This is a genomic window from Leifsonia sp. L25 (assembly GCF_050632895.1).
In genome coordinates, this window is record NZ_JBODRZ010000002.1 from 298,199 (window position 1) to 308,846 (window position 10,648).

Sequence of the window (10,648 nt, forward strand, 5' to 3'; positions counted from 1 at the left end):
CTCGTGAGCACCTTCCCCCGGAGCCCCAAGTCGAAGCCCGGCTACGACGTCGCTCAGGTCGACGAGTTCCTCGTCACCGCCCGCCGCGCCTACGACTCCGACCCGTCCACCCCTGGCACCCTGTCCGCCTCCGACATCCGCCACACGGCGTTCTCGATGACGAAAGGCGGCTACTCGACCTCGCACGTGGATGCGGCCCTCGAGCGACTGGAGGACGCCTTCGCGGCCCGTGAGCGCGACCTCGCCCGCGGTGGCGCCCGCGACTCGGCCTGGTTCGAGGAGGCCCGCACGACAGCGCAGGCGATCCTCGACCGCCTGGAGCGGCCGGTGGGCCAGCGCTTCCAGCGGGTCAGCTTCCTGACCCTCGGCTACAACCGCCAGGACGTCGACCGCTTCGCCGGTCGACTGGTGAAGTACTTCCAGGACGGCCGCCCGATGAGCGTCGACGAAGTTCGCACGGTCACTTTCCGTGAGCAGCGAGGGGGTACCGTGAAGCCCAGGTGGACCTCCTCCTGGACAGCGTCACAGACGTGATGCTCGCGGTCCGCTGATCCTGGCCGTTTCCTGAATAGGGGAGCTCCGTGTTGGAAACCGCTGAAATGTTCGTTATGGTTCTGTGATCGTGGGTAGACAAGAAGCAGCAGAGCTCGTTCCGCTGACCCCTGCCAACCCGGTGGGAGTCGCATTCCGCCGTTCGCGACGGCCTCATGTCCGTTCGCGCGCCGTGATCTGGGGGTTCGCCTTCACAGCGGCCGTCGGCTTCGCGTTGGTCAACGTGGTGGACCCGTACTCCGGCTCCGCCGCCACGCCGGCCTACGCGGACACCCTTCAGAACATCCAGCAGACCGCCCGTTACGGCGCGGTCCCCGTTCAGAGCCTGACCGCCCCGAACGCTTCGGAGACGGCTGTGACGCGCGACACGCTGGGCGTCAAGCTCAAGCCGACGCCCACGCCGACGCCGACTCCGACGCCCACCGCGACGAAGAATTCGACCTCGTCCGGCGGTTCGAGCGCACCGTCCGCTCCGGTCCCCGACCCGGGCACCGCGAAGGCGATCGCCTACCAGATGGTGCATCAGCGCGGTTGGGGCGACGACCAGTACAGCTGCCTGGTGTCGCTGTGGAACAAGGAGTCCGGCTGGCGCGTGAACGCGTCCAACCCGAGCGGCGCCTACGGCATCCCGCAGGCCCTCCCCGGCAGTAAGATGGGCCCGGGCTGGCAGACGGACGCCTCCGTGCAGATCAACTGGGGCCTCGGCTACATCGCCGGCCGCTACACGAACCCGTGCGGCGCCTGGGCGCAGTCGCAGTCGGCCGGCTGGTACTGAGGCTCGACGCTCACTCGCCCGGAGGAGTCGCCTCGCTGGGCGACACCGGCACGTAGTCGCGCCAGAACCGGAAGTAGATCCGGCCGCCGATCGCGAACGACGTGACGATGTAGGCGACTGTGCAGACGATCCCCACCGTCCACGCTACCGGCACGCCAACGCCGCTCGTCGCGAGCACGACCCCGAGGAAGAGGCCCACGAGCGCTCCGTTGACCACGAACGTGAACATCATGCTGCTCCCGATGACCTGGCTCTGAGCTCGACGGCCGAGGAAGTAGTAGGTGCGGGTCACTCCCTCCCTGTCGTCGTGCCAGGAGGTGCTGAGCGCCCGCGCGACCTCCGGGGCCAGCCGCACGTACTCGGCGCGGAGGCGGTTCATCGCCAGGACGTACATGAGGTCTTCCATGGACACGTTCGTCACGCGGACCTGGGTGAGCACGCCGACCACCACGACAAGGCCGAGCAGGGCGTCGGCGAAGGCGGGGAAGATGCCCGCGAACTTCGTCGCCTGCCCGACCAGGGCGATGCTGACCAGCGCGGCCGACATGAGGGTCAGCATCATACTGATCCGGGTCAGGACCTCACTCTGCGTGGTGCTGCGCGACGCCAGGAGGCTCCAGTGCTCCGTCGCGAGCAGCTGCGCCGTCAGAGCATCCGTGTTGCGTGGTTCGCCGTGCCGAGCATCGTCGCTCATGCCGCCGATGGTACAGCGCGTGGGTCGGCGGGCGACAGCCGCGGCCTGCATAGACTGGAGCGGTGCCCCGCAGCAATCATCCCCGCCGCCGTCACGGCGAGCAGCGTGACGAGGAGCAGGACGGCCTCGACCGCCTCCTCGCGGGCTGGCGGCGCACGGAGGTGCGGCGCGGCGTCGAATGGAACGTGCAGCCCGTGTCGGCCGTGCAGGCGCAGAAGAGCTACGTGTGCCCCGGCTGCGGCCGCGAGATCGGTCCCGGCGTCGCGCACCTGGTCGCCTGGCGCGCGGACGGCGTGATGGGCGACGCGGCCGACCTGGCCGCCCGCCGGCACTGGCACACCTCGTGCTGGCGGATCGTCTGAGCACGAGAGACAGCGAGAGAGACGAGAGGGACAGCGGAATGACCGACAGTGCGGCGCCCGACGGGCCGATCGAGATCCGCGGCGGCGTCGAGCTGCCCGCCCGGCGCGAGGACATCGAGTTGCGCACGCGCGACGGTCTGACACTCGTCGGCGAGCTGGCCTCCCCGCTCGACCGCGAACCGGTGGCGACGCTGGTCACGCTGCACCCGCTGCCGACCGGCGGCGGCTTCATGGACTCCCACATCCTCCGCAAGGCCGCGGGGCGCCTTCCCGCGCTGGCCGACATCGCCGTGCTGCGCTTCAACACGCGCGGCACGGCGTCGCCGCGCGGCCGCAGTCAGGGGAGTTCGGCCACGGTGTCGACGAGCGCTACGACGTGGAGGCGGCGATGGCGTTCGTCGCCGAGCGCGGCCTGCCGCACCCCTGGTTGCTCGGGTGGTCGTTCGGCACGGAGCTCGCCCTGATGTACGGGCGGGAGTGCCCGGTGGACGGCATCATCCTGCTGTCGCCGCCGCTTCACCGCGCCAAGCCCGAGCACCTGGCGGCCTGGGCGGGGGACCACCGCCCGATCGTGGCGCTGATCCCCGAGCACGACGACTACCTGCGGCCCGCGGAGGCGGCCGAGCGGTTCCGTCCGCTGCCGCAGATCGACCTGGTCGACGTCGAGGGCGGAAAGCACCTCTGGGTGGGGGAGAACCAGACGCGCCGCGTGCTGGACGAGATCGTGGAGCGGATGAATCCCGCGGCGGCGCCCCTGCCGACGCAGTGGCCGCCGGCCTGACGCGGCTCGCGAGCGCCTAGAGCTCGTTCTGCCGGGGGATGACCACCTGCTTGATGATGAGCAGGATCGCCGCGGCGAACGGGATGGCGACCAGCGCGCCGAGGATGCCGAGCAGTGTGCCGCCGGCGAGGGCCGCGACCACGACGAGCGCGCCCGGCACCGACACCGCGCGGTTCATGATGCGCGGGCTGAGCACGTATGCCTCCACCTGCATGTAGACGATGTAGTAGATGGCGGCCGCGATCGCGGTGGGCGTGCCGGAGAAGAAGCAGACCGCCACGATGATCACCGAGCCCGTGATCGTGCCCACGAGCGGGATCAGCGAGAAGAAGAACGCGATCGACGCGAGCAGGATGGGGAACTTCGCGCCGATGATCGTCAGGAAGATCGCGCTCAGCACGCCGTTGACGAGTGCGAGCGAGACCTGGCCGCCGACGTACTTGCCGACCGAGTCGGTGATCTGGTCGCCCAGGTCCGCGAAGCGGGAGCGCCGGGAGGCCGGGACGAGCTGGTAGGCCGCGCGCTTGATGCTCGGCAGCGACGCGGTGAAGTAGATGGTCAGGATCACGACGATGATCACGCCGAACGCGCCCTGCACGATGCCGAAGCCGGTCTGCAGCACCTTGGACGTGATATCGGGGAGGTTCTTCTGCAGCCACTGGGTGACCGCGTCGATGTTCTGCTGGTTGACGATGGTCGGGAACTGGTGCTGGAGGCTCAGGAACCACTTCTCGGCGCCGCCGTTGTTGACCCAGTTGATCGAGTTCTGGACGAGCTGGGTGGCCTGCCCGACCGCGATCGGGACGATCGCCCAGATCAGCCCGACGAACGCGCCGACGATGACCACGAGCGTGACCACCAGCGCCGCCCAGCGCGGGAACTTCCGCCGCTCCAGGAAGGAGATGAGCGGCTCGATCCCGAGCGCCAGGAACAGGGCGGCACCGATGTACGTGATGATCGTGGCGAGGCTCACGATCGACGTCAGGATCAGGACGCCCAGACCGACGCCGAGCGTGCCGATCAGGCCGACTCGGAACGCGTTCTGGATCTTCACTCAGTCCCCCTCCGGGCCGTCCGCCCGGGAGGCGGACTCAGTCGTCTGCGGAAACCTGATCCGCCTGCTGGAGCATACCCCTCAGGTTCTCGAAGTAACCGGCGACGGCTTCGCGCTCAATCCTAATCTGGGAGAGGCGCTCTTCTGCGTCGGCGACCAGGCGTTGCGTGCGCTCCTCGGCCTCCTCCACCAGGGCGTCGGCGCGCTCCTGCGCCTCCCGGACGATGTCGGCGGCGACCTTCTCGGCTTCCTTGCGGGCCTTCTTGACCGTCTCTCGGGCCTCGGTGTCGAGGGTCTCGGCCTCCGTGCGCGCCTGCGAGGTGCGCTTGACGGCGTCGGCGAGCTGTACGTTGGCCTCGTCCAGGTACTTCTGCGTCTGTGCCACCGCCTCCTGATGCCGGCCGAGGTACTCCTTCTCTGCCTCGTCGCGGCGGGCACGCAGCTCGACGTCGAGGTCGATGCGCGCCTGCTCGATCTCGCGGGTGCGCTTGTCGAGCTCGGCGAGAGTGGAGGTGCGCAGGGCGGTGAGCTCCGCCTCGAGGTCGGCGCGGGCGGTCGCGGCCTCCTGGTCGTAGGCGGCCTGTCGCTCGGCGAGTTCGGCGTCGAGCGCGGTGCTCGCCTCTGCGGCTTCGCGCGCGACCTCGGCGCGGGCCTTCGCGATCTCGGCGTCGAGCGTGACGCGGGCGCGCTCGGTCTCCTCGGCGAGCGTCACCCGGGTCTGATCGGCCTCGCGCTCCAGCTCGAGGCGCTGCTGCTCGCGGTCGTTCTTCAGCTCCTGGGCCGTGCGAGCACGCTGGTCGGCGAGGTCGGCGGCGGTGCGCTTCACGTCCGCGGCGAGCGTGCTGCGGGTCTGCTCGGTCTCGTCGGCGAGGCGGGAGCGGGTCTCCTCGACCTCGGCGGCGAGGGCGGACGTGGTCTGCTCGACCTCGGCGGCCAGCGCGGACTTCGTGGTGGTGACCTCGGTCTCGAGGGCGGACTTGGTCTGCTCGACCTCGGCGGCCAGGTTGGAGGTCGTGGTCGTGACCTCGGTCTCCAGGGCGGACTTGGTCTGCTCGACCTCGGCGGCCAGGGCGGACTTGGTCTGCTCGACCTCGGCGGCCAGCGCGGCCCTCGTCGTGACGACCTGGGTCTCGAGCGTGGAGAGGGTCTGCTCCTTCTCCGCGGCGAGCCGGGCGGCGGTCTGGTCGACGTCGGCGGCGAGCCGGGCGCGGGTGGAGGTCACCTCGGCGGTGAGCGCGCTGCGCTCGGTGGCGAGCTCCTCGGCCAGGGCTGTGCGGGCCTCCCCGACCTCGGCGGCCAGCTCGGCGCGCACGTCGGCGGCCTCGGTCTCCAGCTCACGGCGCTGACGCTCGACGTCGGCGGCCAGCTCCGAGCGCGTGGTCTCGACCTCGTCGGCCAGCTCCGCCCGGGTGGTCTGGACCTCCTCGGCGAGGGCGGACCTGGTGGACTCCACTTCTTCGGCCAGCGCGGACTGGGTGGTCTCGACCTCCTCCGCGAGGGCGGCGCGTGCGGTCTCCACCTCGGCGGCGAGCTCGGCGCGGGTGGTCTCCACCTCCTTGGCGAGGGACGCCTGCGTGGTCTCGACCTCCTTGGCCAGCGCGGTCTTGGTGGAGTCGGCCTCCTTCTTCAGCGCCGAGCGGGTGCTCGTGACCTCCTTGGCGAGGGAGGCCTTGGTGGTTTCGACCTCCTTCGCGAGGGCGGAGCGCGCCGCGTCGGTCTCCTTGGCGACGTCGGCCCGCGTGGTCTCGACCTCGGCGGCGAGGTCGGCCCGGGTGTCCGCGACCTCCGTCGCCAGCTCGGCGGCGGTGCGCTCGCGCAGGGCCGTGACGCGGGCGCGGGTGGTCTCCTCCTCGGCCGCGAGCTCGTTCGCGACCCGTTCCCGGTCGGCGGTGAGCTGGGCGGCGGTCGCCGTGCGGTCGGCTTCGAGGGCGCTGCGGGTCTCGGTGGTCTCGCGCTCGAGGGTCGAGCGGGTCTGCAGGACCTCGTCGGCGAGCTCCTTCTTGGTGCGCTCGACCTCCTCGGCCAGCGCCGAACGGGTGGTGGTCACGTCGGTCTCGAGCGTCGAGCGCGTAGTGGTGACCTCGGTCTCCAGCGCGGCCTTCGTGCTGGTGACCTCGTCGGCGAGCGCGGCCTTCGTGCGCGTCACCTCGTCGGCGAGCTCGGTCTTGGTGCGGGCGACCTCGTCCGCGAGGGCCGAGGTGGTCGTCGTGACCTCGTCGGCAAGGCGGGCCTTGGTCTGCTCGACTTCGGCGGCGAGGGAGCTCCTGGTCTGTTCGACCTCCGCGGCCAGGGAGGTCGTGGTCTGCTCGACGTCGGCGGCGAGCGCCTGACGCCTGGTGGTGTCCTCGTGGTCGAGGTCGGCGCGCGTCTGCGCGGCCCGCGCGGCGAGCGTCGCGCGCTGCTGCTCGACCTCGTCCGCGAGCTCGGCGCGGGCCTGGGCGATCTCGGCGGCGAGGGCTCCGCGCGCCTCCGCCTGCTCGGCGGCCAGGCGGTCGGCGGTCTCGGCCACCCGCTTGTCGAGCTCGAGGCGCGTCTGCGCGGCCTCGCGCTCGAACGCGGCGCGGTCGGCCGCGAGCGCGTTCTCCAGCTCGCCGCGGCGGGCGGCGATGGTCCGGTCGAGCTCGGCTGCCTCGGCGCGCGCCGCCTCCGCCTCGCGCAGGGCGACGGCCTTCAGTTCGGCGGCCTCGCGGTCGGCCTCGGCGCGGAGCGCGGCGGCCTCGCGCTTGCTCGTCGCGCGCAGTTCGGCCGCCTCGGTGGCCACGGCGCCGCGGATGGCGGCGGCCTCCCTGATCGCGTCGTTGAGCAGGGTCTCCTTGTCGGCGCGCGTTCGCGCCAGCAGCTCGGAGGATTCGATCTGGGCGTCCTCGAGGGCGGTCGTCGCGCGGGCCTGGGCGTCGGCCAGGACGCGCTCGGCCTGTTGAGCGGCGGTCCTCTTGATCTTGTCGATCTCGGCGGCGACGCCGGTGCGCAGCTTCTCGGCGTCGATGTCGGCCTGCGCGATGAGCCGGGTGGACTGCTCCTCGGCGACCCGGAGGGTGTTCTCCAGCTTGGTGCCGAGCCCGGAGTACGTCGGGCTGCCGACCTCCTCGATCTCGGCGTTCAGTTCGTCGATGCGGAGCTGGAGGCGCTTGAGCTCCTTGGCCTGGTCGGCCGACTGGGTGTTGGATTTGATCAGCTCGCGGCGGAGGTCTTGGATGGCCTGGTCGACTTCGTCCTTGTCATAGCCGCGAAAGGCCTGGGTGAAGTTGGTTTCGTCGGTGGCCACCGTGTTACTCCTGAGGGGATCGAGTGAGCGAGCCGCGCGCGCGCCGCATCGATCTTACATTTCGAGACCCGTACCCGCATGGGGGACTGCATGAGCGTGCAGACAACGGTTAGATGCCTCTCAGGGTGCTCCATTATCGTGGTGTGACTGTGCCCGCCCCCCGTCCGGCACTGAGGAGTTCTGTTTGCGTTTCGTATTGGCCATCGTCGCGTTCGTGGTCGCTGCCGTCATGATCGTGGCCGGCATCGCCCAGCGCACGATCTTCGCACCTCCGTCGCAGGTGACCGCGGCGGCGACCGTCCCCGCTGACACCCGCTACATCGTGATCGACAGCGCGGTCCTGAACGCCCATCCCGGGCAGCAGACGCTGTCCGTCTCCGGCTCCAAGAACGCCAAGACCCAGGTGGTCGCCTACGGCCGCACCGCCGATGTGAAGGCGTGGCTGGCGGACCAGAAGTATGCGGACATCTCCTACCGCGCGGGCGACAGCGCCGTGACAGTGAAGACCGTGACCCCGAAGTCCGGCCTGACGGGCTCCTCGGGCTCGACCGGCTCGACCGGCGCGGCCTCCACCGCGACGCCGGCCCCGACGGCCACGCCGACGCCTGCGCCTACCGGGTCGACCCCGGCGCAGGCCGCCACCCCGGCCCCGACCCGGCCGGCTCCGATCTCTGGCTCGACGAGTACGACGGCCAGGATGCCCAGGTGACCAAGATGAACGTCCCCTCCGGTGTCAGCGTCATCGTCGCCGGCGACGGGACCACCCCCGCCCCGAACAAGATCGTTCTGACCTGGCCCGTCGACACCAGCACGCCGTGGGCGTTCCCGCTCATCATCGGCGGTCTCGTGCTCCTGGTGATCGGCATCGCGCTCTACCTGTGGGGGCTCTACACCCACCGCAGGTCGCGCGGCCCACGACGCAAGAGCGGACCCAAGATGCCGAAGCTCCCCAAAGCCCCCAAGTACAAGCCGACCGCGTCCCTCGAGGCGACCCCGCGGGGACGGCGGTCGAGCCGCCGGACGCGCGTGATGGCGCCTGCCCTCCTCGCGGGCGTCCTCGCCCTGACCGGCACCGGAGCGGGCGCCGCCTTCGCCGAGACGTCGACGCCCACCCCGACTCCGACGCCGACCGCGACGACGGGCGCGCCGAACGCGAACAGCAACACCCCGCCGCCCGCCGTGACGGCGCCGCAGCTCGAGCGCATCATCAAGCGGATCTCGGTCGCCGCGGCCAATGCGGACGCCAAGAACGACCCGAACCTGGCGAAGCTGCGCTTCGCCGGACCGGCCCTCCAGCTCCGCACGGCCAACTACGCGATCCGGGTCAAGAAGGCGGACCAGCCGGCGCTTCCCGCCATCCCGGCCGGACCGCTCGAGCTCTCGCTCCCGCAGGCGACCGACAGCTGGCCGCGCACCGTCACGGCCGTCGTGAAGATGCCGAACGACGCCACGGGCAAACCGCAGGCGCCGCTCGCGCTCGCCCTCGTGCAGCAGACGCCGCGCGACAACTACCTGGTGGAGTACGCGATCGCGCTCGAGCCGAACGTCAAGGTGCCGAACCTGGCGCCGGCGAGCATCGGCGCCGCGGTGGTGCCCCCGGACTCCAAGCTTCTGAAGGTCCAGCCCGACCAAGTGGCGGCCGCCTACGGGGACATCCTGCTGAACGGCGAGAAGAGCAAGTGGTACCCCAGCTTCGACCTCACCGACGACAAGCTCGTCGCGCAGGTCGGCGCCTCCTGGAAGCAGCAGGAGCAGGCCAGGCTCGCGCAGCAGTTCGGCCAGACCTCCACGCTCACCTTCGCGGGCAGGGTCGGAGCCGGCCCGGTCATCTCGATGGCGACCAACGACTCCGGCGCCATCGTCTGGGTCAACCCGGAGGAAGTGCAGCTCCACCGTGTGACGGAGGCCGGCGCCCAGGTCATCGCGGGCGCCACGACGGCGGCGCTGAGCGGCGTCGCACAGTCCAACACCGGCATCGAATCGGTGTACGGCTACCAGCTCGCCTTCTACGTGCCCCCGGCGGGCTCGAACGAGAAGGTGCGCCTGCTCGGCTTCGCCCAGGGCCTGGTCTCCGCGCGCGAGGTGCAGTGACCCGCGAACGGCGCCCGGCCGCGCAGTAGGCTTGAGCGCATGAGTCAGCTTCCGCCGAATCCGACCAACCTCCGCGGCGCCGTGGATCTGAGCGGCCTCGTGAACCGGCCGCAGCCCGGGCAGGGCGACGCGGGCGGCGCGGCGCCGGGCGAGCCGGTCGAGCTGCCGAGCCTGTTCTTCCAGGGCACCGACGCGAACTTCAACGACTTCATCGACCTGTCGATGCGCATCCCTGTCGTGGTCGCGCTCACGGCCTCGTGGGCCGACCCGGACCGCGCGCTCGCGACGGTCCTCGACCGCGTCACCACCGACCTCGCGGGCCGGATCGTGCTCGTCCAGGTCGATGTCGACGCGAACCCGCAGCTCGTGCAGGCGTTCCAGGCGCAGTCGGCGCCGGCCGTGGCCGGCATCGTCGCGGGCCGGCCCGTGCAGCTCTTCACCGGAGCGCTCCCGGAGGACCAGGTGCGCGATGTGTTCGCCCAGCTGCTCGAGCTGGCTGCACAGAACGGGGTCACCGGGTCCGCGCAGATCGACGCCGCGGCGGGGAGACCCCGGGCGCCGACGCCGACGCCGACGCCGACGAGCCCGCGCCGGAGCCGCCGCTGCCCCCGCTGCACGCCGAGGCGTACGACGCGATCGACCGCGGCGACTATCCCGCGGCCATCGCCGCCTACAAGACCGCGATCGCCCAGGATCCGCGCGACCAGATGGCGATCGCCGGGCTCGCGCAGGTGAGCCTGCTGGCGCGCCTGGCCGGCCGGACGCTCGATGAGATCCGCAACGCCGCGGCCGCCGCGCCGGGCGACAGCGACGCCCAGCTCGCCGTGGCCGACCTCGACCTCTCCGGAGGCCACGTCGACGACGCCTTCGACCGGCTGCTGACCCTGTTCCCGACGCTCGACGCGGAGGGCAAGGAGGCCGTGCGCGCGCGCATTCTGGAGTACTTCGAGATCGTCGGCGTGGACGACCCCCGCGTCGGCAAGGCCAGGGCTAGGCTGGCGTCGTTGCTCTACTGACGCGCGCCCTCCCATCCGGCCGGGTCCGACGCACCGAGCGGCTGACATCCCCCTCGCC

Annotated in this window: 10 protein-coding genes and 2 pseudogenes; 9 read left to right on the forward strand and 3 right to left on the reverse strand. The window is 71.2% G+C overall.

Annotated elements, in window-relative coordinates; translation table 11 throughout:
* Nucleotides 1–3: 3 nt before the first annotated feature.
* The 3 genes and pseudogenes from ACRAWC_RS02275 to ACRAWC_RS02285 all read left to right on the forward strand — a co-directional run.
* Nucleotides 4–423: pseudogene (locus ACRAWC_RS02275) on the forward strand (DivIVA domain-containing protein); the annotation flags it as partial.
* Between the two features lie 77 nt (nucleotides 424–500).
* Nucleotides 501–551 carry a hypothetical protein gene (locus ACRAWC_RS02280; protein WP_431346570.1) on the forward strand — a complete coding sequence of 17 codons (51 nt, stop codon included), beginning with the start codon at nucleotides 501–503 and terminating at the stop codon, nucleotides 549–551.
* 173 nt (nucleotides 552–724) lie between these two features.
* Nucleotides 725–1,327 carry a lytic transglycosylase domain-containing protein gene (locus tag ACRAWC_RS02285; RefSeq protein WP_431346297.1) on the forward strand — a complete coding sequence of 201 codons (603 nt, stop codon included), beginning with the start codon at nucleotides 725–727 and terminating at the stop codon, nucleotides 1,325–1,327.
* Nucleotides 1,328–1,337: 10 nt separating this feature from the next.
* On the opposite strand, the gene ACRAWC_RS02290 is transcribed toward ACRAWC_RS02285, so the two are convergent.
* Entirely contained in the window at nucleotides 1,338–2,021 is a 684-nt protein-coding gene (locus tag ACRAWC_RS02290; protein ID WP_431346298.1) for a hypothetical protein, read from the reverse strand.
* A gap of 62 nt (nucleotides 2,022–2,083) precedes the next feature.
* Here ACRAWC_RS02290 and ACRAWC_RS02295 point away from each other — a divergent pair, with 62 nt between their 5' ends.
* Together ACRAWC_RS02295 and ACRAWC_RS02300 are read left to right on the forward strand one after the other, a co-directional pair.
* The gene (locus ACRAWC_RS02295; protein ID WP_431346299.1) at nucleotides 2,084–2,383 is read left to right on the forward strand and encodes a hypothetical protein; all 300 of its coding nucleotides are present in this window, start codon (nucleotides 2,084–2,086) and stop codon (nucleotides 2,381–2,383) included.
* Nucleotides 2,384–2,421: 38 nt separating this feature from the next.
* A pseudogene (locus ACRAWC_RS02300) lies at nucleotides 2,422–3,164 on the forward strand (alpha/beta hydrolase).
* Nucleotides 3,165–3,180: 16 nt separating this feature from the next.
* On the opposite strand, the gene ACRAWC_RS02305 reads toward ACRAWC_RS02300, so the two are convergent.
* The gene (locus ACRAWC_RS02305) at nucleotides 3,181–4,218 is read right to left on the reverse strand and encodes an AI-2E family transporter (RefSeq protein ID WP_431346300.1); all 1,038 of its coding nucleotides are present in this window, start codon (nucleotides 4,216–4,218) and stop codon (nucleotides 3,181–3,183) included.
* A gap of 37 nt (nucleotides 4,219–4,255) precedes the next feature.
* Entirely contained in the window at nucleotides 4,256–7,483 is a 3,228-nt protein-coding gene (locus ACRAWC_RS02310; RefSeq protein ID WP_431346301.1) for a DivIVA domain-containing protein, read from the reverse strand.
* Between the two features lie 184 nt (nucleotides 7,484–7,667).
* Here ACRAWC_RS02310 and ACRAWC_RS02315 point away from each other — a divergent pair, with 184 nt between their 5' ends.
* The 4 genes from ACRAWC_RS02315 to ACRAWC_RS02330 are packed head-to-tail and all read left to right on the forward strand — an operon-like array spanning nucleotide 7,668 to nucleotide 10,590.
* Entirely contained in the window at nucleotides 7,668–8,192 is a 525-nt protein-coding gene (locus ACRAWC_RS02315; RefSeq protein WP_431346302.1) for a hypothetical protein, read from the forward strand.
* A complete protein-coding gene (locus tag ACRAWC_RS02320; protein ID WP_431346303.1) occupies nucleotides 8,189–9,574 on the forward strand; it encodes a hypothetical protein in 1,386 nt (461 codons plus the stop codon). The genes ACRAWC_RS02315 and ACRAWC_RS02320 overlap by 4 nt, the downstream gene beginning before the upstream one ends.
* Nucleotides 9,575–9,613: 39 nt before the next feature.
* The gene (locus tag ACRAWC_RS02325) at nucleotides 9,614–10,309 is read left to right on the forward strand and encodes a thioredoxin family protein (RefSeq protein WP_431346304.1); all 696 of its coding nucleotides are present in this window, start codon (nucleotides 9,614–9,616) and stop codon (nucleotides 10,307–10,309) included.
* The gene (locus ACRAWC_RS02330) at nucleotides 10,282–10,590 is read left to right on the forward strand and encodes a tetratricopeptide repeat protein (RefSeq protein ID WP_431346305.1); all 309 of its coding nucleotides are present in this window, start codon (nucleotides 10,282–10,284) and stop codon (nucleotides 10,588–10,590) included. The genes ACRAWC_RS02325 and ACRAWC_RS02330 overlap by 28 nt, the downstream gene beginning before the upstream one ends.
* Nucleotides 10,591–10,648: the final 58 nt, after the last annotated feature.

What these genes read in the sequence shown, in the direction of transcription:
- ACRAWC_RS02290 (WP_431346298.1), bottom strand. Translation starts at nt 2,021, where the DNA reads ATGAGCGACGATGCTCGGCACGGCGAACCACGCAACACGGATGCTCTG.
- ACRAWC_RS02325 (WP_431346304.1), top strand. Translation starts at nt 9,614, where the DNA reads ATGAGTCAGCTTCCGCCGAATCCGACCAACCTCCGCGGCGCCGTGGAT.
- ACRAWC_RS02330 (WP_431346305.1), top strand. Translation starts at nt 10,282, where the DNA reads ATGGCGATCGCCGGGCTCGCGCAGGTGAGCCTGCTGGCGCGCCTGGCC.